The 25644-nt window shown below is 49.2% G+C and carries 23 protein-coding genes and 1 riboswitch; of the genes, 22 read left to right on the top strand and 1 reads right to left on the bottom strand.

Annotation, left to right across the window (positions count from 1 at the left end; genetic code table 11):
* Positions 1-87 precede the first annotated feature (87 nt).
* From IEV19_RS05405 to IEV19_RS05300, 22 genes are all read left to right on the top strand, one after another.
* A complete protein-coding gene (locus IEV19_RS05405; protein WP_188369649.1) occupies positions 88-711 on the top strand; it encodes a phosphoadenosine phosphosulfate reductase domain-containing protein in 624 nt (207 codons plus the stop codon).
* A 56-nt stretch (positions 712-767) separates the two neighbouring features.
* Complete coding sequence (locus IEV19_RS05400) at positions 768-2858, top strand: ferredoxin-like domain-containing protein (RefSeq protein WP_188369648.1); 2091 nt, start codon at positions 768-770, stop codon at positions 2856-2858.
* Positions 2851-3615 (top strand): uroporphyrinogen-III C-methyltransferase, encoded by a 765-nt coding sequence (gene cobA / locus IEV19_RS05395; protein WP_188369647.1) that lies wholly within the window; start codon positions 2851-2853, stop codon positions 3613-3615. Before IEV19_RS05400 ends, cobA begins: the two co-directional genes overlap by 8 nt.
* A complete protein-coding gene (locus IEV19_RS05390) occupies positions 3615-4193 on the top strand; it encodes a precorrin-2 dehydrogenase/sirohydrochlorin ferrochelatase family protein (RefSeq protein WP_188369646.1) in 579 nt (192 codons plus the stop codon). The genes cobA and IEV19_RS05390 overlap by 1 nt, the downstream gene beginning before the upstream one ends.
* Before the next feature lie 71 nt (positions 4194-4264).
* A riboswitch (SAM riboswitch) is annotated at positions 4265-4371 on the top strand.
* Positions 4372-4446: 75 nt separating this feature from the next.
* Positions 4447-5454 carry a homocysteine S-methyltransferase family protein gene (locus IEV19_RS05385; RefSeq protein ID WP_188369645.1) on the top strand — a complete coding sequence of 336 codons (1008 nt, stop codon included), beginning with the start codon at positions 4447-4449 and terminating at the stop codon, positions 5452-5454.
* Positions 5455-5525: 71 nt separating this feature from the next.
* Complete coding sequence (gene metH, locus IEV19_RS05380) at positions 5526-8186, top strand: methionine synthase (protein WP_229732551.1); 2661 nt, start codon at positions 5526-5528, stop codon at positions 8184-8186.
* Between the two features lie 10 nt (positions 8187-8196).
* On the top strand, positions 8197-9150 hold the full coding sequence (gene metF, locus IEV19_RS05375; RefSeq protein WP_188369643.1) for a methylenetetrahydrofolate reductase [NAD(P)H]: 954 nt from the start codon (positions 8197-8199) through the stop codon (positions 9148-9150).
* A 59-nt stretch (positions 9151-9209) separates the two neighbouring features.
* The gene (locus IEV19_RS05370; protein WP_188369642.1) at positions 9210-10310 is read left to right on the top strand and encodes an acyloxyacyl hydrolase; all 1101 of its coding nucleotides are present in this window, start codon (positions 9210-9212) and stop codon (positions 10308-10310) included.
* Positions 10311-10319: 9 nt separating this feature from the next.
* The gene (locus IEV19_RS05365) at positions 10320-11084 is read left to right on the top strand and encodes a head GIN domain-containing protein (protein WP_188369641.1); all 765 of its coding nucleotides are present in this window, start codon (positions 10320-10322) and stop codon (positions 11082-11084) included.
* A 3-nt stretch (positions 11085-11087) separates the two neighbouring features.
* Complete coding sequence (locus IEV19_RS05360; RefSeq protein ID WP_188369640.1) at positions 11088-12158, top strand: serine hydrolase domain-containing protein; 1071 nt, start codon at positions 11088-11090, stop codon at positions 12156-12158.
* Between the two features lie 118 nt (positions 12159-12276).
* Positions 12277-13614, top strand: a complete 1338-nt coding sequence (locus tag IEV19_RS05355) for a Gfo/Idh/MocA family protein (RefSeq protein ID WP_188369639.1) — start codon at positions 12277-12279, stop codon at positions 13612-13614.
* 51 nt (positions 13615-13665) lie between these two features.
* A complete protein-coding gene (locus IEV19_RS05350; protein ID WP_188369638.1) occupies positions 13666-14043 on the top strand; it encodes a hypothetical protein in 378 nt (125 codons plus the stop codon).
* Between the two features lie 61 nt (positions 14044-14104).
* Positions 14105-14974: a pirin family protein gene (locus IEV19_RS05345; protein WP_188369637.1), complete on the top strand. Its 870-nt coding sequence runs from the start codon at positions 14105-14107 to the stop codon at positions 14972-14974.
* A gap of 281 nt (positions 14975-15255) precedes the next feature.
* Complete coding sequence (locus IEV19_RS05340) at positions 15256-15936, top strand: hypothetical protein (RefSeq protein ID WP_188369636.1); 681 nt, start codon at positions 15256-15258, stop codon at positions 15934-15936.
* Positions 15937-15946: 10 nt separating this feature from the next.
* Positions 15947-16378, top strand: a complete 432-nt coding sequence (locus IEV19_RS05335; RefSeq protein ID WP_188369635.1) for a DUF3052 family protein — start codon at positions 15947-15949, stop codon at positions 16376-16378.
* Between the two features lie 27 nt (positions 16379-16405).
* Entirely contained in the window at positions 16406-17632 is a 1227-nt protein-coding gene (locus IEV19_RS05330) for a pyridoxal phosphate-dependent aminotransferase (protein WP_188369634.1), read from the top strand.
* 48 nt (positions 17633-17680) lie between these two features.
* On the top strand, positions 17681-18427 hold the full coding sequence (locus IEV19_RS05325) for a sulfite exporter TauE/SafE family protein (RefSeq protein ID WP_188369633.1): 747 nt from the start codon (positions 17681-17683) through the stop codon (positions 18425-18427).
* 180 nt (positions 18428-18607) lie between these two features.
* Positions 18608-19534 carry a DPP IV N-terminal domain-containing protein gene (locus tag IEV19_RS05320; protein ID WP_229732490.1) on the top strand — a complete coding sequence of 309 codons (927 nt, stop codon included), beginning with the start codon at positions 18608-18610 and terminating at the stop codon, positions 19532-19534.
* A 27-nt stretch (positions 19535-19561) separates the two neighbouring features.
* Positions 19562-20068 carry a DoxX family protein gene (locus tag IEV19_RS05315; RefSeq protein WP_188369632.1) on the top strand — a complete coding sequence of 169 codons (507 nt, stop codon included), beginning with the start codon at positions 19562-19564 and terminating at the stop codon, positions 20066-20068.
* 125 nt (positions 20069-20193) lie between these two features.
* Positions 20194-21129 (top strand): alpha/beta hydrolase, encoded by a 936-nt coding sequence (locus IEV19_RS05310; RefSeq protein ID WP_188369631.1) that lies wholly within the window; start codon positions 20194-20196, stop codon positions 21127-21129.
* Positions 21130-21134: 5 nt separating this feature from the next.
* Positions 21135-22247, top strand: a complete 1113-nt coding sequence (locus IEV19_RS05305; protein ID WP_194419541.1) for an alpha/beta hydrolase family protein — start codon at positions 21135-21137, stop codon at positions 22245-22247.
* The gene (locus IEV19_RS05300; RefSeq protein WP_188369629.1) at positions 22234-24675 is read left to right on the top strand and encodes a penicillin acylase family protein; all 2442 of its coding nucleotides are present in this window, start codon (positions 22234-22236) and stop codon (positions 24673-24675) included. The genes IEV19_RS05305 and IEV19_RS05300 overlap by 14 nt, the downstream gene beginning before the upstream one ends.
* Positions 24676-24683: 8 nt before the next feature.
* Here IEV19_RS05300 and gldA read toward each other — a convergent pair whose 3' ends face one another.
* On the bottom strand, positions 24684-25580 hold the full coding sequence (gene gldA / locus IEV19_RS05295) for a gliding motility-associated ABC transporter ATP-binding subunit GldA (protein WP_188369628.1): 897 nt from the start codon (positions 25578-25580) through the stop codon (positions 24684-24686).
* Positions 25581-25644 lie beyond the last annotated feature (64 nt).

Raw genomic sequence — 25644 nt, 5'->3', positions numbered from 1 at the left:
AATTAGCGTTGTTGTTAGAAATTAAATTTTATTTTTGGCAAATACCACTAAAACGATAGGAATTATAATATTATAGATTCTGGGACTATGAAATTTACTGATCAACACCTTAAACACCTCAACGCACAATTCAGGGGAATACCGACTTCAGAGATCATTGGCTGGGCGCTGGACTATGCGAGAAGGCCGGTTGTTACAACAAATTTTGGTCCTTTTTCTTCATCTATCCTCCATGCGGTCACTGAGATCAAGCGGGATGTTCCTGTGATCTGGTGTGATACCGGGTACAATACTAAGGCTACCTATGAACACGCGGAGGAAGTTATCAATTCCCTCGAACTCAATATGAAGATCTACGTTCCAAGACAGACCAGAGCCCGGAGGGATGTGATCATGGGCATACCGGACATTGATGATCCGAGGCATAAGGAATTCACCTGGCAGGTGAAGCTTGAACCCTTTAAACGGGCCATTGAGGAACATCAACCCGATGTGTGGTTTACCAACATCCGGAAAGGTCAGACCGCTTACCGGGATACCCTGGATATCCTGAGTCTGAGCAAGGAAGGTATCCTCAAAGTAAGTCCGTTTTACCATTTCAACGATACGCAATTGACGGCCTACCTCAAGCAGTATAACCTTAATAACGAACGAGATTACTACGATCCTACCAAGGTGCTACAACACCGCGAATGCGGTCTGCATCTGTAATGAGATTATAATCAGGTTACAGGGGCGTATTTCCATTAACCCATTAGACATACGAAATGAGAAGTTTTAGGACGGAAATAGAGAATCCTGTCGTAGAGAAAGACATCCTCGAACTGGAGGCCAAGATCAGGGCTTTCAGGGAAGGCGAGATCCAGGAGGAGAAATTCAGGAGCCTCCGGCTTGCCAGGGGCGTCTACGGTCAGCGTCAACCCGGGGTGCAAATGGTGAGGATCAAGATTCCTTATGGTAAATTGAGCGCTACCCAATTGCTCAGGATTTCTGATGTGGCAGATAAATACTCTACCGGAAGGCTTCATATAACGACCCGCCAGGATATACAGATCCATTATGTAGACCTGGACAGAACGCCGGAACTCTGGGCGGAACTCGAAAAAGATAAGGTGACTTTACGGGAAGCATGTGGGAATACCGTGCGAAACGTTACTGCCAGTGAGCTGGCCGGAATAGACCCTGAGGAACCGTTTGATGTCTCACCTTATGCCCAGGCACTTTTTGAGTATTTTCTCAGGAATCCGGTTGGGCAGGAATTAGGTCGGAAATTCAAGGTATCCTTCTCTTCATCTGAGAGGGATACCGGTCTTTCCTATATGCATGACCTCGGTTTTATTGCAAAACGATCCTCGGGGATTAATGGATTTAAGGTGATGATAGGGGGCGGACTCGGATCACAGCCCAGACAGGCCGACGTGCTTTACGAATTTCTTGAGACAGACAGGATCATCCCTCTGATGGAGGCTGTCCTCAGGGTATTCGACCGGCACGGAGAGCGCAAGGTCAGGGGCAGGGCGAGGATGAAATTCCTGCTGAAAGACCTTGGTTTGGATACATTCAGGGAACTGCTGGAGCAGGAAGCAGGGGCTGTTCCTTTTACGTCTTTCCCCATCGATCCACAAGACAAGACACTCAATGGAGTTAACAGGAAAAAGGCACCTGATGTTAGCGTAAACGATCCGATAAAATTTGAGACCTGGAAAAGGACCAATGTGATCCGGCAAAAACAGCAGGGTCTTGTGGCCCTAGGGATCAAAGTCTTCCTGGGTGATTTCTATACCCACCAGGCCAGGTCACTCGCAAAACTGGTAGACGATTACGCCCAGGGAGAATTCAGGCTTACCCTGAGACAGAATATCCTGATCCCCCATGTTCCTGAGAGTTCACTACCGTTCTTTTACCGGGAACTGAACCTTCTCGGACTGGGTGAGCCCGGATACAATTCGGCTGCAGACATCACTGCCTGTCCGGGAACGGATACCTGCAACCTGGGGATCGCCAGCAGTACAGGAATAGCCTCGGAACTGGAACGCGTCATAAAAAATGAATATCCGGATTTCGTAAATAATACAGATGTCGTCATCAAGATCAGCGGATGTATGAACGCCTGCGGGCAGCACAGCATGGCCCATATCGGTTTTCAGGGAATGTCTATCCGTACAGCAGACAAAAGGGTGGCACCTGCCTTACAGGTATTACTGGGCGGAGGAAATCTGGGCAACGGACACGGGGTCTTCGCAGACAAGGTGTGCAAGGTTCCCAGCAAAAGGGGACCGCAAGCCCTGAGGCTGGTCCTGGACGATTACCTGGAGAATGGACAGAACAGACCTTATCATTTGTATTATGCCGAGAAAGGGCAGAAATACTTCTACGACCTTCTAAAACCTCTGCTGGATACCGATCATCTCGAGGACAGTGATTTTGTGGATTGGGGAACTACCGAACGATATGAGAAGGCGATCGGGATCGGGGAGTGTGCCGGGGTGATCATCGACCTGGTTTCCACCCTGTTCCTCGAAAGCGAAGAGAAACTGGAACAGGCAAGAATCGCTCTGAAGGAGGCAAAATGGGCGGCAAGTATTTATTATTCTTATAGCGCTCTGGTCAATACCGCCAAGGCCCTGCTCACAGCTGAAGATGTGAATACCAATACCCATATCAATATTATCCGGGAATTTGACTCCAATTTTATCACATCCGGTAAGCTCAGCTGGCCCGGGTCCTTCGAGGAGTTCGTGTTAAAAATAAAGAGCGAATCGCCGGGATCACATTTTGCTCGCACCTACTGGGTAGAAGCCGGGGAATTCCTGAACAAGGCAAAAGAGTACAGAAAAAAGGAACTCCATCATGCATAATCAGGCAAAATTGACACTTGTAGGAGCCGGACCAGGGGATCCGGAGCTCATCACCCTAAAAGGTCTGAGCGCACTGAGAAGTGCGGAGGTAGTGCTCTACGATGCCCTGGTTCATCCCGATTTATTGCAATATGCACCGGAAGCCGAGCATATCTTCGTAGGTAAGAGAAAGGGATGTTATGCCTATCAACAGGACCAGATCAATGAATTAATTGTCAGTCGGGCCTATTCCCACGGGCATGTCGTCAGACTCAAGGGGGGTGATCCCTTTGTTTTTGGGAGGGGGTCAGAAGAATTGGAATACGCTTCAAAATACGGAATTGATGTTGAGGTGATTCCAGGAATTTCCTCCTGTATCGCCGTACCTGCAGTAGCAAATATCCCTGTGACAAAACGTGGGGTTTCCAGAAGTTTTTGGGTGATCACAGGTACGACCAGGGAGCATAAACTCTGTCGCGATATCACCCTTGCAGCTCGTTCATCGGCCACAGTGGTGGTCCTTATGGGCATGTCTAAGCTACCTGAGATAGTACAGATCTTCGAAAAGGAGGGCAGATCAAATCTGCCCGTAGCCATCATCCAGCATGGTACCCTGGATAATGAAAGGATCGGAGTGGGAACAGTGAATACCATTCTCGATGTCGTGGAAAAGGAAAAACTGAGCAACCCTGCTATCATTGTATTGGGCGAAGTGGTCAGTTCAAGAAGTGAATTGAACAGGGTTCGATACGAAGCAGCATTAAAAGAATTCGTCTGATGGAGCGAAATAACCTGTACCCCATATTTTTAAAGACGGAACAACTGCGTATTCTGATCGTGGGAGGGGGATTTGTGGCGGAGGAAAAACTACATTTTTTACTGAAATCAAGCCCTGCTGCCCGGGTAACCCTCATCGCTCCTTATTTCAGGGAAGGCACCTTGGAAGCAAGTTCAGGACACCGGATCACTCTCCGGCAAGAGCTTTACCATTGCGATCATCTTCAGGGAAACCACCTGGTGATCGCGGCTACCGATGATCCCGAGGTCAACCGGCAGGTCTTTGAAGATTGCAGAAAAAGACGGATCCTGGTCAATGTGGCAGACACACCATCTCTCTGTGATTTTTATATGGGAGGCATTGTCACCAAAGGCCATGTCAAGATCGCTATTTCCACAAATGGCAAATCTCCGACCACAGCAAAAAGGCTTCGACAGTTGTTTGAATCAATCCTTCCGGAGGATATCAGTTTGCTGGTACAAAACCTCAACAGCTACAGAAGAAAGCTAAAAGGCTCCTTTGAAGACAAAGTGACCAGGATGAACGAACTCACCAAACCCTTGGTTGAAGAGGACTAAAAAATGGTTGATTTCCTTGTAAATGAACCCTGAGTGGCTTTACTTTGTCCCAGTTCATTATCACACTGATACCGTTATCAAGAAAGGTGGAGGGAGTAGACCCGTTGAAACCTTAGCAACCCTTTATTCACTAAAGAAGGTGCTACATTCTATCCCGGTTATTCGGGACAGATAACAACCCATGGTTCTTCCCATATCTCTTCTCTTGATCTTTTTTCAGTTTATCCCTCACCAGAGGTGTATAATTTATTGTATGAGTAAGACCAGAATTCAAGATATCATTCAGGAGAGAATATTGGTGCTGGACGGTGCCATGGGTACCATGTTGCAGCGCTATAAGTTCACGGAAAATGATTTCCGGGGAGACAGGTTTCAAAACTGGCCTCATCCCCTGCAGGGAAACAACGACATCCTCTCACTGACCCAGCCAGAGGCCATCCGTGAGATCCACAGTGCCTATTTTAAAGCAGGTGCCGATATCGTAGAGACCAATACGTTTTCTGCTACTTCTGTAGCCATGGCCGATTACCACCTGGAGAAGTATGTATACGAAATAAACCTGCAATCGGCCAGGATCGCGAGAGCCGTAGCTGATGAATTTACAGCCAGAGAACCTGAAAAACCCCGTTTTGTCGCGGGCAGCATCGGTCCCACCAACAAGACGGCGAGCATGTCTCCCGACGTTAACGACCCGGGCTATCGAGCCATCTCCTTCGAGACCCTGAGAAAGGCCTACCACGAGCAGGCCTCTGCCCTGGTCGAGGGAGGAGTCGATATCCTCCTTGTAGAGACCGTGTTTGACACCCTGAATGCCAAAGCGGCCCTGTTTGCCATAGAGGAACTTAAAGAAGAAAAGGGTATCAATATACCTGTTATGATCAGTGGAACGATCACGGATGCTTCCGGCAGGACCTTGTCCGGCCAGACGGCAGAGTCCTTTCTCATCTCAGTATCACACATACCCTTCCTTTCAGTAGGCTTCAATTGCGCCCTGGGAGCAAAGCAATTGGTACCCCATTTACAGGTCCTTTCCTCTAATACAGAATTTGCGGTCTCTGCCCACCCCAATGCCGGCTTGCCCAATGCCTTTGGGGAATACGACCAGAGTCCGGACGAGATGGCTTCCCAAATAAGGGAATACCTGGAAAAAGGGCTGGTCAATATCGTAGGTGGATGTTGCGGCTCGACTCCGGAACACATCCTGGCCATTGCCGAACTGGTCAAAAAATTTGAACCCAGAAAATGTTTGGTCACGGCGTGAAAAACAGCTCTTTACATACCACGGATCACAACTCCCTGAGGGGAAGCAGGGCGACCTCAGATTTCCGGCCTATGAAGCTCGCCGGTCTTGAACCCCTCGTGGTCACCCCGGAGAGCAACTTCGTCAATATTGGGGAACGCACCAATGTAGCCGGATCCCGAAAGTTTTTAAGACTAATCAAAGAGGGAAAGTTTGAAGAGGCCGTTGAGATAGCCAGACACCAGGTGGAAGGTGGAGCCCAGATCATAGACGTAAATATGGATGACGGCCTGATAGACGGGAAGGAGGCCATGGTGAAATACCTCAATCTCCTTATGGCCGAACCTGACATCGCCAGGGTGCCCATCATGATCGACAGCTCCAAATGGGAAATTCTTGAAGCTGGTCTCCAGGTAGTGCAGGGGAAATGCGTGGTGAATTCCATCAGCCTGAAAGAGGGGGAAGCCGAATTCATCCGGCAAGCCCGGTTGATCCGGCGCTACGGGGCTGCTGTAATCATCATGGCGTTCGATGAAAAAGGACAGGCCGACAATTACGACCGCCGTATCGAGATCGCCAAAAGGTCCTATGATATTTTGGTGCAAGAGGTGGGATTCCCTCCTGAGGATATCATCTTCGACCTGAATGTCTTTCCCGTTGCCACAGGGATGGAAGAGCATAGGAGGAATGCGGTCGACTTTATTGAAGCTACCCGATGGGTTCGTCAGAACCTCCCTCACGCCAGCGTGAGTGGTGGTGTCAGTAATATTTCCTTCAGTTTCCGGGGGAACAACACCGTCCGCGAGGCCATGCATTCTGTCTTTTTATTTCACGCTATCAAAGCCGGGATGAATATGGGGATCGTGAACCCAACTTTGCTTGAGGTATATGACGATATCCCCAAAGACCTTCTGGAATACGTGGAGGATGTGATTCTGAACCGAAGGGAAGACGCCACGGAAAGGTTGCTCGATTTTGCGGAAAAAGTGGTGGGCAAGTCGAGGCAAAACCAAAAAGACCTCAGTTGGCGGCAACAATCCTTGCAGGACCGAATCACCCGTGCGCTGGTCAAGGGTATAGAGGAATACATAGAGGCCGATGTGGAGGAAGCGAGACTGGAGGCCTCAAAACCCATCGAAGTCATAGAAGGGTATTTGATGAATGGGATGAATGTGGTTGGGGACCTCTTCGGCAGCGGAAAGATGTTCCTTCCCCAGGTGGTGAAATCGGCACGCGTCATGAAAAAAGCGGTGGCCTATCTCACTCCGTATATCGAAGCATCACAGGAAGCTTCCGGCAGGGGAATGGCCGGTAAGATCCTGATGGCTACAGTGAAAGGTGATGTACATGATATCGGGAAAAATATAGTCAGTGTGGTTCTGGCCTGTAACAATTATGAGATCGTAGACCTGGGAGTTATGGTCCCCCCGGAGAAGATCATACAGAAAGCCAGGGAACACCAAGTGGATGTGGTAGGGTTAAGCGGACTCATCACTCCTTCTCTGGATGAGATGGTCTTTCTGGCCAAGGAGATGGAACGCCAGCAGTTCAGGGTTCCCCTCCTTATTGGCGGGGCCACTACCAGCAAGGCACATACAGCTGTAAAGATAGATCCTGAATACAAGGCTGCGGTGGTGCATGTCAATGACGCTTCCCGCGCGGTGACCGTGGTAGGAGACCTGCTCCAGAAAGAGAGGGGTGAGGCCTATATTCAGGAGGTAAAGGAAGATTACGCCTCTTTCCGGGAAAAGTTCCTGGGAAGGGTGAGAAAGAAAGAGTACGTCAGTCTCTCCGAAGCGAGGGCGAATAACTTCAAAATATCATGGGAGGCGACTCAAATCACGGTCCCGGCCATTCCGGGAAGGCAGGTGATTGATGAGATGGACATTGCCTTACTCAGGTCTTGTATAGACTGGACGCCCTTTTTCCGGGCTTGGGATCTGCATGGCAGGTATCCCGATATCCTGGAAGATGAGATCGTTGGGGAACAGGCGCAAAGTCTCTTTGATGATGCTAATAAAATGCTGGACAGGCTAACGAAGGAGGGAGGACTCAAGGCCAGGGCGGTCTTTGGGCTTTATCCTGCCAATTCTGTGGATTCGGACGATATTGAGGTAGTGTTGGGTGATGACAGGGGCTCTGTCTTGTTTAGAACGCTGAGACAGCAGGCCAAAAAGAAGGAAGGTGTCCCTCACCTGGCCCTCTCCGATTTTATCGCTCCCAAATCGACCGGGATCCAGGACTACGTAGGATGTTTTTGCGTGACGGCCGGATTTGGTACTGACCAATGGGTTAAGAAGTACGAAGCAGACCTGGATGACTATCATGCGATCATGGTAAAGGCCCTGGCAGACCGACTTGCGGAAGCCTTTGCGGAGTACCTGCACAGGGAGGTGAGGACGAAATACTGGGCGTACGCAAAGGGAGAGAACCTTAACAATGACCAACTCATCAGAGAGGATTATCGGGGTATCAGGCCGGCCCCCGGCTACCCTGCCTGTCCGGATCACCTCGAAAAAAAGACGATTTGGGATATCCTTGATGTGGAAGAGTCGATTGGTGTGAAACTCACCGAGAACCTAGCCATGTACCCTGCCGCGAGTGTAAGCGGATATTATTTTGCCCACCCAGATGCCAGGTACTTCGGACTGGGGAAGATCACTGAGGAGCAGTTAGAAGATTACGCAGAACGAAAGGGTATTCCGCTGGACGAGGCCAGGAAATGGCTGTCTCCCAACCTGGCCGAAGCATAAATACTAGAGAATGAAAGTAACGGAACACATAGCACAAGCAAAAGGGGAAACCTTGTTTTCTTTTGAGATCATTCCGCCCATTAAAGGCAGGAGTATACAGGAGTTGTACGACAATATAGATCCCCTGATGGAATTCAATCCGCCCTTCGTGGATGTGACCACCTCCAGGGAAGAGTACGTGTATATCGACCGGGATGGACTGCTTGACAAGAAACTCACCCGTATGCGACCGGGAACGGTGGGGATCTGTGCTTCCATCAAGCACAAGTATGAGGTGGATACCATTCCCCATGTACTATGCGGAGGGTTTACAAAAGAAGAGACCGAGTACCTTCTGGTAGACTGTCATTATCTGGGGATAGACAACGTGATGGCCCTCAGGGGTGATGCCATGAAGGAAGAAAAGTATTTTGAACCCACAGCGGGAGGACATACCTATGCCTCTGACCTGGTCACCCAGATTCGCAACCTCAATACCGGACAGTACCTTCACGAGGTCATAGAGACCGATAATTGCTCCGACTTCTGCATCGGGGTGGCAGGGTATCCTGAAAAGCATATGGAAGCGCCATCCATGCAAACCGACCTGAAATGGCTGAAGAGGAAAGTCGAACTCGGGGCCCATTACATCGTTACCCAGATGTTCTTCGACAATCAAAAGTTCTTCGATTTTGTAAAAGCAGCCCGTGAAATCGGGATCGACGTACCTATCATTCCCGGGATCAAACCCATTGCGGTGAAGCGCCACCTCCAGCTCCTTCCGCAGGTCTTTCGGATCGACCTGCCCCAGGACCTGATCGATGCCGTGGAACAGTGTCGGGATAACAAGGCAGTACGGCAGGTAGGTATTGAATGGGCAATTGCCCAGTCCAAAGAGCTCAAGGAGGCCGGGGTTCCTGTGTTGCATTATTATTCCATGGGCAAGAGCGACAATATACGTGAGATCGCCAGGGCTGTATTCTGAACAAACACATACTCGTCCGAAAAGTAATCCACCCGAATAATTCCTATTTTTACCCCTGAATGAGGACCTGGATCTTTATTATTTACCTACTGCTGTGCTGGGGAGGAGCGACCTCACAGGAAACTGACACACCGGATCTGTGGACCCTGGACGCATCTGCGTTCTACGGCTCTGTACTTTTGCACAATACAGACATCTCACATCTGATAAGGCAGCATCCTTCAGGAGTGATCCTGGGATTGAGCAAACAGACCTTTGGAAGGGAAGGATGGGAGGAGAATTTCAATTACCCGGACACCGGTATTTCTCTCGTCTTTCAGGATATGAGAAACCCCACCCTGGGGACCAACCTGGGCGTCTACCTGCACTACAACTTTTATCTCTTAAAGCGAAACCTGCAGTTCCGGATAGGACAGGGGATGGCGTATAACTCTAATCCCTATGACAAGGAAGAGAATTTCAGGAATAACGCTTATGGGACTCACCTGATGAGTTCCACTTACCTGATGTTCAATTATCAAAAACCCGATCTCTTCAGGAATGTAGGAGTGAAGGCAGGAATCTCTTTGATCCACTATTCCAATGCCAACGTAAAAGCGCCCAACACCTCCACAAACACCTTTGTTTTCAACGCTGGAGTGATATACGATCTGGAAGGGGACAGAAACACTCCTTTTATGGAAGTTGAGCGTACAGAAATTGATGAAGGGATCAAGGCAAACCTCGTTTTCCGGAGCGGGATCAATGAGAGCGATGTGATCAATTCGGGTCAGTTCCCATTTTATATCTTTTCGGCCTATGCGGATAAGAGGCTGGGGAGGCTCAGTGCATTACAGGCAGGGGTAGATGTGTTCTTCTCCAACTTCCTGAAAGATCTGATACGCTTCCAGTCGGTTTCCTTCCCTGAACTGAATGTGGATCCGGATACGGATTTCAAAAGGGTCGGTTTGTTTGTGGGTCACGAATTGTTTATCCACAAGATCAGTGTCATCACACAACTGGGATATTACGTGTATTACCCGTTTGATTTCGAGGGACGGGTATATAACAGGGTAGGGGTAAAACGCTATTTCGGCGAGCGATGGTTTGCGGCTTTGAGCCTGAAATCGCACGCAGCAAAAGCCGAAGCCCTCGAATTGGGAATCGGCATCAGACTATAGAAAATAAGAATGAAAAGTAAAGGATACAGACTGATCACTGCCTTTTTGGGCTTCTTGCTCCTGGGATGCAACGGGGAGAACGTACCCGATTGCTTTCAGAATGCGGGAGATATCATCAGGGAGGAGGTCGCGCTACCTTCTTTTCGCAAGATCACCGTTTTTGAAGGGATACAACTGGTCCTTTCTTCAGGACCCGAGCAAAAGGTGATCATAGAAACAGGGGAGTTCCTGCGTAAGGAGGTTACTGCCCGGGTGGAAGGCGACAGGCTTGTTCTCAGGAATGAGAACAACTGTAATCTTTTCAGGGAATATGGAATCACCAGGGTGTTTGTGACCGCTCCTGAAATAGATGAGGTACGCAGCAGTACAGGTTGGCCTGTTAGCAGTGAGGGAGTGCTGGACTTCACAAATCTCGCCCTGATCTCTGAAAGTTTTAACAACCCCGAGACAGAGACGACGGATGGTTCCTTCGACCTGGAATTGGACGTGCAGCAGGTGAGCATAGTCGCTAACGGCATCGCTTACTTCCGGCTCCGGGGGAATGCAGAGCGATTTAATGCGACCATCGCGGCGGGAGATTCCAGGATAGAGGCCGAAGAACTCACGGCACGGGAGGTGGCTCTCAACCACAGGGGCAGCAATGATATGCTGGTCAATCCCCAAACAGAACTGAGCGGCGTGATACGGGGTACCGGGGATGTGTTGAGCTACAACAGGCCCGATTCTGTTTCCGTCGAAATCCTGTACAAAGGGAAACTGATCTTTATCGACTGAATTATGGCCTCTTTCATAGAGTTCTTCAGGAAGTTTTTCAAGGATTCCTCCTCGGGCAAAAGGAGCGGTACTTTTGCGGAAGTGGATGCAGCATTTCTGGATCTGGTGGAGAATAGTAGTGTACCCGGCCTGGCTCTTACCGTCCTGCACAAAGGCAAGACCCTCTTCCAGAAAGGCTATGGATATGCCGATCTGGAACGAAAAATCCCTGTCGATCCTCCTAAGACGATTTTCAGAATCGCGAGTGCCTCGAAACCTATTGCGGCTATGGCCCTCGCCCGGATGGTGGCTGATGGAAAGATCAATCTGGACGAATCCTTCTATAACTATGTTCCCTACTTTCCGAAAAAAGAATTCGACTTTACCATCAGGCAGCTGGCTGGGCACACAGCGGGTATACGGGGATACAGGGGGAAGGAATACGCCCTGAACAAACCATACGCCATACGTGACAGCCTCAAAGTCTTTCAACAAGACCCTCTGCAATTCGAACCGGGTGCCGGGTACCTCTACAATAGTTTCGATTGGGTCCTGATCTCCCTGGCCATGGAAGAGGTTAGTGGTATGCCCTTTGCCCACTATGTGAGGGAAAAGGTGTTGGATCCTTTGGGTATGGATCATACTCAAGAAGAGGTCCCGGGCGAGCTCCCGGAACATACTACGGTATTTTATACCCGTACTCGTAACGGGTTTCGTCCTTCGGTTGAGGTAGATAACCGGTATAAACTGGCCGGAGGTGGATACCTTTCTACAACGGAAGACCTCGCCAGGCTGGGGAAAGCCTGTTTAGAAAGCACACTTGTACCTCCCGATGTGATGCGGGAATTCCTCACGGCGCAAAAGGTTAAAGGTAGATCTACATACTATGGCCTGGGCTGGCAGGTGAGTATAGATATTGCGGGTCGTTCCTTCGTAGGGCATGTGGGCAATGGAGTAGGGGGATACAGCAATTTTTTTGTCTATCCGGAGGAGGAAATGGTCATTTCCCTTTTGATCAATTGTTCGGATCCCAAGATTCAGGATCACCTCGATCGTCACATCATTCCGGTCGTCCTGAACCTTGCAGATATTTGAGGTCTAACAAGTCCGGACCTTACCTTATTTAATTGAATTCGTTACCTTTAGTTTTCTGCTGGGATTGATCTATTATTTAGAAGGATGAATCCTGCTAACACATAATCTGTACCACATCATGAAAAGACGAGACTTTATCAAGAACACGGCCGTAGCCTCTTCAGTTTCCCTGCTTCCAGCTCAGATATGGGGCTCCTCCCAGGAAAAAATGTTGCGTACGGCTCATATCGGCGTAGGGGGGATGGGAGCCGAAGATCTGAAATCGATCTCCTCCCATGAGAGGGTCAAAGTGGTCGCCCTATGCGATGTGGATTCCAATAACCTCAACGCCGCATTACAGATGCATCCCGAAGCCCGTGGCTTTGCAGATTACAGGCTGATGTTCTCGGAAATGGCCGATGAGATCGACGCCGTGGTGGTCTCCACTCCCGATCACAGCCATGCACCCGCCAGCATGCTGGCCATGCAGCTCAACAAGCCCGTCTATTGCCAGAAACCCCTGGCACACCACGTGTCTGAGGTCAGGGCGATGAAAAAACTGGCTGAGGAAAAGAACCTGATCACCCAGATGGGTATACAGGTCCACTCCTTCTACGATTACAAGCTCGCTACCCTCCTGATCCGATCCGGGATTATCGGTAAAGTTTCAACCGTGCATGCCTGGTCGCCCAAGAATTGGGGATATGACGGTCCGCCCCCTACTGGTTCAGATCCCATACCTGCCAATCTCGACTGGAATCTTTGGCTGGGAACCTCTGCGAGGAGACCCTACAAAGATCAGGTGTATCATCCCATGAACTGGAGAAAACTGGTCGATTTTGGCTGCGGTACCCTGGGCGACATGGGGGTTCACATTTTCGATACCCCTTATAACGCCCTTGAGCTGGACGTTCCATTCACTGTGAAGAACAGATGCCGTAAACCAAATGGTTTTGGATACCCGGAAGAGAATACGGTAACCTATGAATTCCCTGCTACGCCATATACCACGGAAACCCTGAAGTGGATTTGGTACGATGGAAAGGGTGCGCCTCCGGCGCATAAGGATCTCAGGTTGCCTAACAAGGAAAAACTGCCCCTGCAAGGTGCGATGTTCATAGGGGAGACCGGCCGTTTGCTGTTGCCGCATTTTATGGAATTACCCAGGCATATTGTTGATGGAGAATATGTGGAGATCGATGTCTCTCCCTTTGTTTCCTCCGGTGAAATAGGCGAACCCGTCAGGGATTATGCCCTGGAAGGGAACAAACACTACCACCAGTTTGTCGATGCCTGCCTGGGTACGGATACCTGTTCGGCTCCATTCTCCTATTCTGCCAGGTTGACCGAAACCATCCTGCTCGGTGTGATCGCCGGGCGTTTTCCGAACAAAAAACTTCACTGGGACAGTGAGAGAGCGATATTCAGGGAGAGCAAGGCAAATGAATTCCTGTCAGGAGACTACCGAGAATTCTGAGAATAGCATTTAGAAGAAATTACTTACCTTATAAGTTTTAGAGATAACATCATGCCATTTCGAACTATTTGGGAAGAATACGGAATCAAATGGGAGTTCTATGGTGTAGTGACCTCGGAAGAGATAGAGAAGGCCAACGAGACATTTTTCAGTGATCCGCGTTCCAAAACTGCTCAGTATCAGATCGTCCATACCCTGGAAACAGAGGATGTGGAATGGCGTCCCCTGGATATGGTGGAGATCACTTTCAACGATGTGGCGGCGAGTAAATCCGGCATGCAACTCAAGTTGGCCTATATCGCAGACAAGGAGAGGATAAGGGAAAAAATCGAAAAATACATTGCTATGTCTAAAAACCTGAATTCAGAATGGGAATTCAAGGGTTTTAATAATGAAAAAGCCGCCCGGGATTGGGTGTTAGCCGGCTGATCTTCAATCCCTTTCTGGGTGTCGGTAATCCAATAACAGTTAATGCACTTCAAATTACCTTATGGCAAATAACAAAATGCTGGTCGACGAACGCCAGCGTAACCTTGGAAGTTTTATTGTGGGGAGGCTATTGCCCTTTAAGGAGAAAAGACAAGTAGGCCCCTTTACCTTTATCGACCATATGGGTCCGGCTGAGGTAGGTCCTGGTAATTATTTTGATGTGAACCAGCACCCGCACATCGGGTTGTCTACCCTGACCTACCTCTTCGAAGGAGCCATTGAACACAGAGACAGTATAGGCTCTGTAAAGGTGGTGCATCCCGGCGATGTTGGGTTCATGACCGCCGGTAAGGCAGTTACCCATACCGAAAGAACGCCCGCCCCAAAGAGGGACGGGAGCTCGCATATCATCCACGGCTATCAGATTTGGGTGGCCCTGCCCAAGGAGTTGGAAGAAATGGAACCCCGGTTCAATTTTTATCCAGCATCCAGTCTCCCAAAATGGACGGAGAATAACTGTGAGATAGTCCTGGTAGCCGGGGAGGCGTTTGGAAAACAATCACCTCTGCAAGGGTACTCGCCCCTCTTTATGGTAGATATCAGGGCCATGGAAGATACCCACCTTGATCTGGGGAAAAAGATCAAAGGGGAAGTCGCCTTCGTGATTGTCAGGGGAAGCATTGAACTAGAAGGCGAGAGGGTAGAACAAGGTCAGATGCTTGTCAGCAGAACCCGCGAAATGTGCACGATGGAAATAAAAAAAGGGACCAGGATCCTACTTTTCGGGGGAGAACCCCTCCCGGAGGAGCGCTTTCTGTTGTGGAATTTCGTGTCTTCCAGCCGGGATCGTCTCAAGGAAGCCAGGCGGTTGTGGCAGGAAAAAAGATTTCCTCAGGTACCCGGTGACCAGACCTATATCCCATTTCCCTGATTTGGATATCCAGGATCGGATTTTCCTTAGATTGAATTCGTATTCATCTCAACATGAAACCGACCATTCCGTTAAAAACAGGATGACAGATTATTCACTACCTTTAAATTGCTAACCATTTGTATTTCGGTTCGAGGTTTTTCTGGGAACTATATATCCTTCTCATGTATCATTGGATCAGGACTTGCCGGCATAAAGCTCCTCAATGGCTGAGGTTACGTTTCTTTCTAGTGCTTATTATTCTTTTACTGTCCGGGCTTTCACTAACTGGTCAGATTGACATGTCGAAAAAGGAAACCCTGGCCATTCAAAACCAGTGGTTAAGCTCCTTACAGTCAGGCCAGAGTCAGAAGTTTGTATTTAACGAGTCAAGTGGCCTCTTTATGGCAGACACTTTTCTGATAGGAGCTTTATCTATTACAGAGTATTGGGAGGAGATAAATCAGCAAGAAAAGATCATTCGCTATGACACCATTGCCTCCTACCAGTTGTATCCCGGCCAACTTTTCGTCCACGGGGAGTACAATACAGACAATGGGAAGAGATTTTCCAGTGTGATAGGCTGGGTAAAGAGAGGGGACTGGATCAAGGCATTTGAAGCGGTAGCACCAAATGGCGATAGTCCTGAGGATGGGAAGACGGAGATCAATTTATTGAGGGCCTCCTGGGAATTGTACTCCAATCAGCACCGTCCGGACCTGATCGCGAAGAATGTTTTCGCTCCTTCCGGACGATACTTTTACAGGGGTAAGGTCTATGAGGGAATCGAGATTGCGGACGCCTATTCCTATATGAAGAATGAGGATTACAGCATCGACCTGACACCTCAGAAGGTTATTCCTGTCAATTCGGAACAGACCTACGAGATCGGCATTTTTAAGACGGGTGGACAAGGTCTCTATTTCCTGATGTGGGGTAAGGCAGAAGGTGAGTGGAAGTTGTTACTGGATTTTAACTTTTAGCAATAAATTAATGGCAGATCCACTGGGTTATTCCGGGACACCCCTGGCTAAAAAATTGGGGATCAGGAGCGGACAGCGGATCAGACTCTATTACCCTCCTGAGAAGTACCTCGATTTATTTAGTGAACTTCCGGAAGACTTTAATCCCCTGAACAAGGGGGATTCCAATATCGATTTTGTGCATTACTTTGCTACTGAGGCCAATAAGCTGAATGAGGATTTTCCCAAACTCAGAAAAGAGATCGCACAAAAAGGGATGATCTGGATCTCCTGGCCCAAGAAGTCTTCAAAAATAGAGACCGATGTAGATAGCAATGTGGTTCGTAGCCTGGGATTGAAACACGGCCTGGTAGATATTAAAGTGTGTTCGGTGAATGAAACCTGGTCTGCCCTGAAGTTTGTGATCCCCCTTAAGGACAGATTGAAAAACCGCAAGCAATAATGTTCTAAAAACCGTAATAACCATTTTATGTACAGGAAAGTTGAGCATTCGCAAACCTTGTTTATCAATACGCAGACCAAAAAGATGGTTGATCAGAACAAGGAAGTATTCCGATTCGGTTTTGGCCAGTCTCCTTTTATGCCTCCTCAAAATGTACAGTCTGCTCTTAGAGAGGCAATCGGGCATAAAGAATACTCTTCCGTACAGGGTGACCCCGAACTTCGGGAGCATATCGCCCGATTTCATTTTGAACACAACGGCCTTCGTACCAGGGCCGAGGATGTCCTGGTTGGCCCGGGGTCTAAAATATTGATATTTACCTTACTCATGGCTGTACAAGAGGCAGACGTACTGATCCCGGCTCCGGCCTGGGTCTCATACGGGCCTCAGGCACAGCTTGCAGGGCATCACGTTATTACCCTCCCTACTTCATACGAAAAACGATGGAGGATCACGGTTGAGGCCTTGCATAGAGCCGTTAAATCCAAAAAGTTCGCGAACACCATTCTTATTTTAAATTATCCAGGGAACCCGGATGGCCTGACATATTCCAGGGAAGAACTCATGGAAATATCCCAGGTTGCTAGGACCCACAGGATTATCGTAGTTTCTGATGAGATCTACGGGTTATTGCATCACCAAAATTCCCACCTTTCCTTTGCAGCCTTTTATCCGGAGCGGACCATTACCACCACAGGGTTGTCCAAATGGTGTGGGGCCGGGGGATGGCGACTGGGAGCAGCTCTGCTGAGTGAAGGATTGGAACCCGCGTTGAAAGAAGCCCTCCTGGGTATCGGCTCAGAAACGTATTCCTGTGCGCCTGTGCCCGTTCAGATGGCGGCAAAGGTTGCGTATCAAGATTATAAAAAGATCAAGCCCTATATAAGCCGGCAAACGCAGATTTTAAAAACCATTGGAAATTATTGCTGTGAAAAGCTAGTGACTGCCCGTATTAAGGTCCACCCTCCCGAGGGAGGATTCTATCTGTTTCTGGATTTTTCAGAATGGAAGGACAGACTTGAGAAAAGAGGTATCACGACTTCCAACGAATTGTGTAGTGCCTTGCTGGAAGAAAAAGGGGTTGTTCTTTTACCCTCAGAAGCCTTTGGTTTCGAGCCGTCATTCCTGGGAGCCAGGCTGGCATATGTCGATTTTGATGAGCCCCATGAAGAGGAGTCTTTTGTTATAAAAACCCACGCCCCAAAAATTTCAGGCGGAATACAGGCATTGGTGGAATGGGTGGGGGATCTGTGATAGATTTGAGGTTGATGCCATTCACAGCAAATGTGAAATGCGGAATATATGAAAGTTAACACCTTTTTTCTCGTTCTCGCTTTAGTCGCCGAGGTGCTGGGTACCGTTGGCGGTTTTGGTTCCTCGGTCTTTTTTGTCCCTTTGGGGAATTTCTACTTCGACTTTTACTCAGTGCTGGGCCTAACAGCCATCTTCCACCTGTCCAGCAACCTGAGCAAGATCTTCCTGTTTAAAAAAGGGTTGAACAAGTTCCTCATCCTCTACCTCGGAGTTCCATCCGTACTTTTTGTGATCGCGGGGGGCTTTCTTTCGAGGTTTCTGAATACCTATATCCTGGAGTTTTTACTGGGGGTATTCCTGTTAGGCCTCAGTTTGTTGTTCCTGATCAAAAAAGAACTCGTCGTGTTACCTTCCAGGCGGAATTCCCTCCTGGGAGGGGCTGTTTCAGGGTTTTCTGCCGGACTCCTGGGTACAGGGGGAGCGATCCGTGGGCTGACCATGGCTGCATTCAACATGGAGAAAAGCGTCTTTATCGCCACCTCTGCCTTTATTGATTTTATGATCGATTTCACCCGGACCTTTGTCTATTACCAGAATGGCTACATACACGATCACGACCTCATCTATGTGCCTTTTCTCCTGCTTATCGGTATAGTGGGGACATTCCTGGGAAAGAAGATCCTGCATTATATTCCTCAGGCTAAGTTCAAGACCCTGTCTTTGGTCCTGATCCTGATCATCGGCCTGGTGACCGTCATCAAATTATTTCTCGGAAACGGATCGATAAGCTTTTGAATGAATCGGAAACGGGAATTTAATCATTGAGTGATCACTAAAAGGACAGTATATAGTCCCCTTTTCGCTAATGATTAAACTCTTTCCAGGCGGTATACCCGCTTTTTTTATACATTATGTAAGAATTTCAGGTGATTTGATATGCAAGCATATATCCACACGTTCGGGATTTTAATGAAGATGATGTATACAAGAGGGATATTAATCACCATTATCCTAGTCCTGACCTCCTGCAAATCTGAGGTCAAAACCCCGGAAAAAGATTCAAATGAACCCCAGGGTACTATCGCCTTTGTCTCCACCCGGGACGGCAACCGGGAGATATACATCATGGACCCTGCTGGTGAAAACCTCAGGAACATCTCCAATAACCCCGCCCTGGATTACGGCCCTTCCTGGCTGCCCGACGGTTCGGGGATCATGGCCTACTCCAACCGGGATGGGAATCCTGAGATTTACTTGTTTGATCTGCAGCGCGATTCGGCCATTAGAATTACCACCCACCCGGGAAACAATGTACTGCCTGAAGTATCCCTGGACGGAAAAGAGATCGTCTTTATGAGTAATCGCAATGGCAAAAGCAGGAGTGTTTACAAAATGAAGATCGACGGGAGTGACCAGGTTGCCCTTACCGACAATGACGCCTATGAGGAAAGTCCATCCTGGTCGCCAGATGGGAGGCATATCCTCTTTACCCGCCAATTGAGACAGGAAGGGGATACCACCCATGCGGCCAACGGGGAGATCTTCAGGATGAGGTCTGATGGGAGCCAGGTAGAGAGGATCACAGATAAAGAGGGATACGACTCAGGTGCGATATATTCCCCCGATGGGAAACAGATCGCTTTTTACGGCCCGGACGGGGAGACTTTTGACATCTTTTTGATGAAGGCAGATGGCAGCGATATCAGGAATATTACACGGGATACACTCGATTGCTACTCCCCTTCCTGGTCGCCCGATGGGAAATGGATCGCTTATACCGCAGGGAGTGAGGACCAATACGACATCTATATCATTCACCCGGAAAGTGGAGAGAAGAGACGTCTGACTAACACATCGGTCAGGAACGAGTCGCCTTCCTGGGGACCTGTAACGGATAGATGAGGTATAATGTGAATCCGCTTAAGACTTATGAAACGACTTTTCAGATTTTATGCCCTTATAAACAGACCTGTACTGCAAAGATCAGTCTGGGCAGACCTGGTTTTGTTCTTTCCCAGATTCATCTGTGGTATGCTGCTGGCCATTGATTTCGGAGCTTCAAAATTCGGAGTACCCTGGTCACCTCCTGATCGCGAACTCGGACTCTTCGAGGTGGTCTACTGGTTTCCCGAGGATGTGGCCCAGTTCGGGGGTATTTTCGCGATGTTTCCCGTCTTTTTTGCCTGGATGGCCGGGTTTAGTGAAACCATCGGGGGATTATTGCTGGCTCTCGGGTTCAAAACGAGATTTGCGGCCTTCCTCATCCTTTGTACCATGCTGGTCGCCATATTCGGCCAGAAATGGGAGGAAGGGGTGTGGGGAATGCTTCCGGCCATGGGCTTCCTGTGGGTCAGTATCTATAGTCTGGTGCTTGGTTCGGGCCGCTTTGGATTGGATTATCCACTGACTAGAAAATTTCAATCTGATATTGCATGAATTGTGAAATTACGGGATCGATAAAAACAAAATAAACGAAAGCCGAATGCCTCATTTTCAGATCGCACAAAACGTCGAGGAAAAAGACATAGGAGAATTAGAGGTCAACTAATAAAAGAAAGAACATGAAGATCAAGAAATTAATCATAGCCCTCACCCTGCTGAGTGTGGCTTCAATGTGGTCTCAGACCGAAAGTGAAGTGGAGCTCAGCACGGACACAGGAATCCTTAATGGCAGCCTGGTCCTGCCTAATGAAGAGGGTAAAGTTCCTGTCGTACTCATCGTCGCGGGTTCGGGACCTACGGACCGCAACGGCAACAATCCCATGATGACCAACAATTCACTGCAGCTGCTGGCTACAGGTCTGGCAGAAAACGGGATCGCGAGTTTGAGATTCGACAAAAGGGGAGTGGCAGGCAGTACATCAGCCATGACGAAAGAGGAAGACCTCCGATTCGAGACCTATATAGATGATGTGGTTAGCTGGGGTAAGAAACTTAAAGAGGATCCCCGTTTTTCTGAGATCATTATCCTGGGTCACAGCGAAGGATCCCTGATCGGGATGATCGCGGCGGATCGCATCGAAGCAGACAAATTTATTTCCATTGCGGGTGTAGGAAGACCGGCAGCTGACATCCTGAGGGAGCAACTCAGCGCCCAGCCTCCTGTGGTAACTGCCATGACAGACCCTATCCTCGATACCCTTGAAATGGGCAATACGGTTACCAATGTAAATCCTATGCTGAACTCCCTGTTCAGACCCAGCGTACAACCCTACCTGATCTCCTGGTTTAAATACGATCCGGCAGAAGAGATCGCCAGACTCGATTGTCCGGTGCTCATCCTGCAGGGAACCACAGACATTCAGGTAAAGCTCAAGGATGCAGATCTTCTTTCTGCGGCCAATGCCAGGGCAGAAAAGGCTGTACTTGAAGGGATGAATCACGTGCTTAAGAACGCACCTGAAGACAGGGGTTTGAACATACAAACGTACAACGACTCTACATTGCCCTTAGCCGGGGATTTGATGGAGACGATCGTAAGTTTTATAAAAAACTGACAGTTGTGATAGCAGGAGTTTTCAGGAAGTTCTATTACTGTTTATTTGCAACGATGACGGTATTATCTCTGAATGCGCAGACAGATTCGGTCCGACTCATTGAACCCAGGGGTCCGTATCCGGTGGGCACAGTGACCTATGAGTGGCAGGATCGGGTGCGACTGGCAGAATATTCAGCTTTTCCCGAAGACAAGAGGATGGTGGTTGCCCAATTGTGGTACCCTGCCAGCCCGGCGCCCGGTGATCATAAGGCAGTTTACAACCCCATTTCTGAGGACTACAGAAAGGTAATCGGGAACAGTTATCTAAGGGCTGGTTTTCATCCCTCCGTGAAGAACGCTAACCTGATATTAATCGCCCCTGGCAGGGGAACGGAGCGTTTTCTCTATACTACCCTGGCAGAGGATCTGGCCAGTTACGGTTTCGTAGTCGTTTCCGTAGACATGCCTTCGATCGGATATACGATCTTCGGGGACGGAATGATAGTAAAACCGGATCCTTCATTCCGGCCTCCTCCGGGGATGATGGGCGGACCTTACGAAAAAGTAGATCAATTCTTTGAAAGACCAACGGCCCTGGGTGCGGCAGACCTCGAACTCGTTTACCAAAAGTTGACCGAACTGAACCGGGCTGATCCTGATCAACGGTTTACAAATAGGCTTAACTTGGAATCAGTGGGGATCTTTGGCCATTCCCTCGGAGGGCGCATTGCAGGTCAGTTTGCAGCGAATCACAGTTTTGTAACAGCCTATGCTGCCATGGAAGGCATACCCCCCAGGGATGTCAGGTATGAAGGCAAAATTGAAATCCCAACCTTGATGATATGCAGCAAAGGAACACTGCCTTATGCGATTGAGAACTACAACAGCTACCTCGATAACAGTCCGGTTGCGACCTATTTTGCGGTTCTCGAGGACTTTGGTCACAATACTCTCACTGATAATCCCTTTATTTACCCGGATCGGTTTAACTACGCAATAGATCCGGAAGAAGGCTTGAAGATCAGCAGGAAATTGCTCTCGGCTTATTTTTTTATGCAGCTTATGGGCCGGGGGGACCTGCAAAAGGATCTGAACGATATTGAGCAACTAAACATCTCCATCCATGGCAAGTATTGAAATTGAAAAGCGAAAAAGATTCCATCATCTCGGAATTCCTTGGCGGATCACCGTCGTTTTGGCCATTTTTTCTGCCGCCGTTCTCTTTTCCTGTAGATCGGATCCTTCAGAGAAAAAGACCCTTACCGGATTGCAGGAACCTGTGGAGGTAATCAGAGACCCTTGGGGGATCAACCACATCTATGCCGAGAACGAACACGACCTTTTCTTTGCACAGGGGTATGCAGCCGCCCGTGACAGGCTCTTCCAGTTCGAGGTGTGGAGAAGGCAGGCCACAGGAACCGTGGCGGAGATCCTGGGGGAAAGAGAGCTGAAAAGGGACATAGGTACAAGGCTCTTCAAATTCAGGGGTGATCTGGAAGAAGAAATGAACTATTACCACGACCGGGGCTCCGAGATCATAACGGCGTATACCGATGGGGTCAATGCTTACATAGATGAGATGCTCAGGGATACTTCCCTTCTTCCCGTCGAATTCAAAATGCTGAACATCCTTCCGCAAAAATGGACGCCGGATATAGTCATTTCCCGCCACCAGGGCTTGCTGGGCAATATTGGAGCCGAGCTCGAGATCGGCATGGCCGTTCACCTCCTGGGGGAGGAAGCCGCAAGGGACCTGTACTGGTTTCATCCCAAAACTCCTGTTCTGGAAATAGACCCGGCCGTAGATGCTTCTCTATTGGGAGACCATATCCTGGACCTGTATTTTGCCTACAGGAAACCGGTCAGGTTTCTTCCTCAGGACCTGAAGCCGGAATACAGGAAAAATGAAACCGTATTTCGGTCAGAATTGGAAACCTCACCTGTAGATTCACTCTCCATTGGCAGCAATAACTGGGTGTTGAGCGGTGACAAAACCCAGGACGGTCATACCCTGATGGCGAACGACCCGCATCGCACCATTGCAGTACCCTCCCTCCGTTACATGGCACACCTGGTAGCTCCGGGCTGGAACGTGATCGGCGGGGGTGAACCCGAGATTCCGGGGATTTCGATTGGGCACAATGAATACGGAGCATGGGGTCTTACCGTTTTCAGTACGGATGGGGAAGACCTGTACGTATACGACCTGAATCCTGATAATTTAAATGAATACAAATACAAAGACGGGTGGGAAACCATGGAAACCATTCGGGAGAGCATCCCGGTAAAGGGGAGGGCGTCAGAGGAGGTCGACCTGAAATACACCCGCCACGGACCGGTCACTTTTGTAGACAGTCTGAATTTGAAAGCCTATGCTGTGCGAAGTGCCTGGCTCGAACCGGGAGGCTCACCTTACCTAGCATCCCTCAGGATGGATCAGGCCCGCACCTGGGAAGAATTCAGGGAGGCCTGCGAGTATAGCCATATCCCCGGGGAGAATATGATCTGGGCAGATAAGGAAGGCCATATAGGGTGGCAGGCCGTAGGGATTGCACCAATACGCAGGAATTTCAGCGGACTGGTTCCGGTACCCGGGGACGGTAGATACGAATGGGATGGATATCTTCCGATCAGGGAGAAACCCCATGAAGCAGACCCTGAAAGGGGCTATATCGCCACGGCCAACCAGAATGTGACTCCGGATACCTATGAACACTGGGACGCCATCGGCTATGAGTGGTCTGATCCTTACAGGGGTGACCGGATCGGGGAGGTATTGGATTCCGACAGGAAATTTTCCATGGAAGAAATGAAGGCCCTGCAGGTAGATTATCTATCCCTCCCGGCTAGTACACTGGTACCTATACTTTCGGGACTCCGACTGAAAGGGATGGCAGCAAAGGCCCGGGATCGATTGCTTTCATGGGATTTCAGACTGCTTCCCGAAAGCGTGGAGGCCGGGATCTACGTAGCTTTCGAGAAAGAATTGCGGAAAAAAGCAGATGAAGAATTCATCCCTGTTAAAGCCAAAGAGATTGTAGGGGGAATCCAGTTAAAAAAAGTGATCGACTGGATGGTGTACCCCGAAACCCGTTTTACGGCACCAGCAGGTGAAAAGAGGGACGAATTTCTAATCGGGGCGCTCACCGCAGCCGTTGAAAGCTTGCGTCAGACGCTGGGAGATGATATGAATTCATGGCATTACGGGCAGGAAAAATACAAGCATACCTATATCGTGCATCCTTTGGGGAGGGCCGTGAACAAACAATGGTCAGACTCCCTCAACCTGGGGCCTATGCCCAGGGGAGGGAATGGCTATACACCGGGATCGACAGGAAATAACAACCGGCAGAGCAGTGGGGCCTCCTTCAGGATGATCGTGAGCACGGGCGATTGGGATAAGGCGGTGGGGACAAACGGACCCGGCCAGTCCGGCGACCCGGCCAGTCCCTTTTACGACAACCTATTCAGGCCCTGGGCAGAAGACAAGTATTTTCCGGTATACTTTTCCAGGGGTAAAATAGATTCCGTGGCGGTGAAAAGGGTGAGGTATCTGCCGGATTAATTGAAAATTCAGGGTCCTGTAAGTTCGGTGAACAGGCTTTCCAGGTTCTTGTTCTTCCGGCTGAGTTGGAGGGTCTTCAATTTGTTGTCATGGGCGAAGTCGAATACAGCCGGCCTCATGTCCTCCGTATGGCTGAAGGTGATCTCATAGACAAAGCCCGCCAGATTCTTTACATGGGTCACATGTGGAATCTTTAAAAGGAAGGCCTCTTCCACCCGGTAATCGAACTCTACCTCAATGATTTGTTCGGTACCTTCCCGGAGTTCTTTCAGCTTTTTGTCGGCAACCAAAACACCTTTATTGATGATCAGCACCCTGTCACAGACTGACTCCACTTCCTTCATGATATGGGTCGATAGCAGGATAGTCCTGTCCTTACCTATTTCCCGGATTAATTTCCTGATCTCGAGTAACTGATTCGGATCCAGCCCCGTGGTAGGCTCATCCAGGATGAGGACTTCGGGATGATGCAAGAGTGCAGCGGCCAGGCCCACCCTTTGGCGATATCCCTTGGAAAGCTGCCCGATCTTCTTAGCAGCTTCCTTTTCAAGTCCGACCTGCTGAATACTCTCAGAAACAACACTTTTTGATACGCCGTACAGCTCCGCGATGAACGTCAGGTATTCCTTCACATACATCTCGAGGTAAAGGGGGTTGTGCTCAGGGAGATAACCTATACTCCTCTGTACCTGGCTCGCTTCTGTAGTTACATCATAGCCGTTCACCCAGGCCTTGCCTTCATCGGCGCTGAGGTAGGTGGTAAGGATCTTCATCAGGGTTGATTTCCCTGCGCCATTGGGCCCGAGGAAACCCACTACTTCACCCTTGTCAACCTTGAAGGAGACATTTTTAAGGGCAGGTTGTCCTTTGTAGGCTTTGCTGAGGTTTTCGACTACGATCGACATGCGTTTGATTTTCGCCCTAAAATTAAAGAAAGTGCACAGAATTCTCAGGATTTATCCCTGTGTT

Source organism: Muriicola marianensis (assembly GCF_014638095.1).
Lineage (GTDB): Bacteria > Bacteroidota > Bacteroidia > Flavobacteriales > Flavobacteriaceae > Muriicola > Muriicola marianensis.
Note: the sequence above shows the minus strand (reverse complement) of the source record. Positions and strands in the feature narration are given on the sequence as shown.

Excerpts from the sequence above, each read along its gene's own strand:
- IEV19_RS05400 (WP_188369648.1), top strand. The coding sequence starts at position 768 with ATGAGAAGTTTTAGGACGGAAATAGAGAATCCTGTCGTAGAGAAAGAC.
- IEV19_RS05325 (WP_188369633.1), top strand. The coding sequence starts at position 17,681 with ATGAAAGTTAACACCTTTTTTCTCGTTCTCGCTTTAGTCGCCGAGGTG.
- IEV19_RS05350 (WP_188369638.1), top strand. The coding sequence starts at position 13,666 with ATGCCATTTCGAACTATTTGGGAAGAATACGGAATCAAATGGGAGTTC.
- IEV19_RS05360 (WP_188369640.1), top strand. The coding sequence starts at position 11,088 with ATGGCCTCTTTCATAGAGTTCTTCAGGAAGTTTTTCAAGGATTCCTCC.
- metF (WP_188369643.1), top strand. The coding sequence starts at position 8,197 with ATGAAAGTAACGGAACACATAGCACAAGCAAAAGGGGAAACCTTGTTT.
- IEV19_RS05310 (WP_188369631.1), top strand. The coding sequence starts at position 20,194 with ATGAAGATCAAGAAATTAATCATAGCCCTCACCCTGCTGAGTGTGGCT.
- IEV19_RS05365 (WP_188369641.1), top strand. The coding sequence starts at position 10,320 with ATGAAAAGTAAAGGATACAGACTGATCACTGCCTTTTTGGGCTTCTTG.
- IEV19_RS05330 (WP_188369634.1), top strand. The coding sequence starts at position 16,406 with ATGTACAGGAAAGTTGAGCATTCGCAAACCTTGTTTATCAATACGCAG.
- IEV19_RS05335 (WP_188369635.1), top strand. The coding sequence starts at position 15,947 with ATGGCAGATCCACTGGGTTATTCCGGGACACCCCTGGCTAAAAAATTG.
- IEV19_RS05385 (WP_188369645.1), top strand. The coding sequence starts at position 4,447 with ATGAGTAAGACCAGAATTCAAGATATCATTCAGGAGAGAATATTGGTG.
- IEV19_RS05355 (WP_188369639.1), top strand. The coding sequence starts at position 12,277 with ATGAAAAGACGAGACTTTATCAAGAACACGGCCGTAGCCTCTTCAGTT.
- IEV19_RS05300 (WP_188369629.1), top strand. The coding sequence starts at position 22,234 with ATGGCAAGTATTGAAATTGAAAAGCGAAAAAGATTCCATCATCTCGGA.
- IEV19_RS05405 (WP_188369649.1), top strand. The coding sequence starts at position 88 with ATGAAATTTACTGATCAACACCTTAAACACCTCAACGCACAATTCAGG.
- IEV19_RS05370 (WP_188369642.1), top strand. The coding sequence starts at position 9,210 with ATGAGGACCTGGATCTTTATTATTTACCTACTGCTGTGCTGGGGAGGA.
- IEV19_RS05320 (WP_229732490.1), top strand. The coding sequence starts at position 18,608 with ATGATGTATACAAGAGGGATATTAATCACCATTATCCTAGTCCTGACC.
- IEV19_RS05340 (WP_188369636.1), top strand. The coding sequence starts at position 15,256 with ATGTCGAAAAAGGAAACCCTGGCCATTCAAAACCAGTGGTTAAGCTCC.
- gldA (WP_188369628.1), bottom strand. The coding sequence starts at position 25,580 with ATGTCGATCGTAGTCGAAAACCTCAGCAAAGCCTACAAAGGACAACCT.
- IEV19_RS05390 (WP_188369646.1), top strand. The coding sequence starts at position 3,615 with ATGGAGCGAAATAACCTGTACCCCATATTTTTAAAGACGGAACAACTG.
- IEV19_RS05345 (WP_188369637.1), top strand. The coding sequence starts at position 14,105 with ATGGCAAATAACAAAATGCTGGTCGACGAACGCCAGCGTAACCTTGGA.
- cobA (WP_188369647.1), top strand. The coding sequence starts at position 2,851 with ATGCATAATCAGGCAAAATTGACACTTGTAGGAGCCGGACCAGGGGAT.
- IEV19_RS05315 (WP_188369632.1), top strand. The coding sequence starts at position 19,562 with ATGAAACGACTTTTCAGATTTTATGCCCTTATAAACAGACCTGTACTG.
- metH (WP_229732551.1), top strand. The coding sequence starts at position 5,526 with ATGAAGCTCGCCGGTCTTGAACCCCTCGTGGTCACCCCGGAGAGCAAC.